Origin of the sequence: Pseudomonas sp. SIMBA_041, assembly GCF_046535095.1 — a bacterium.
Classification (GTDB): domain Bacteria; phylum Pseudomonadota; class Gammaproteobacteria; order Pseudomonadales; family Pseudomonadaceae; genus Aquipseudomonas; species Aquipseudomonas mucoides.
The window spans coordinates 1-433 of record NZ_JAWRXJ010000054.1 but is presented as its reverse complement, the minus strand read 5'-3'; the positions used below and the strand labels follow the sequence as shown (position 1 = coordinate 433).

The 433-nt window shown below is 66.3% G+C and carries 1 protein-coding gene; it reads right to left on the bottom strand.

From position 1 onward, the window contains the following. Nucleotides 1-112 precede the first annotated feature (112 nt). Nucleotides 113-433: hypothetical protein (locus SB725_RS30200; RefSeq protein ID WP_410923022.1), on the bottom strand; the 321-nt coding region annotated here is incomplete at its 5' end.

Here is a 433-nt window from a genome sequence, read left to right as displayed (position 1 = left end):
CGGCGTCCGCCTCGCCGGGCAACCGTTGAGGCGGTGTCGCACCAATGTCGATCCAGTCCGCAAAGCTCATTGGCGAATGGCACTCGGAAAGGTATTCAAGGGGCAGCTCGCGTTACTTGCTCTTGCGTTTCGCGGCCGTGCCGCTGGCGGTGCGTTTGGCACTTGCGAGACCGGCGTGCGTGGTGGCCCGACCCGGTTTCGGCGCGATGTCACGCAGCAAATCGCCGAGCTGGGCATGTTGCTGCGCGTTGACGGCTTTCAGCGCGAGGGCTTCGCCAACCGCCCGCTGTCGGGCTTCGCGTTCGTGGGCGAGCTCACCATCCAGCCGGTCGCGTTCGGCCTCGAGCGCCGCAATCCGGCGCTCGGCGAATTTGAGCTGCGAGGCGGACTGCGCGTGTTCTTTTTTCAGGGCCTCGCGCTGGTGCGCGGTTTC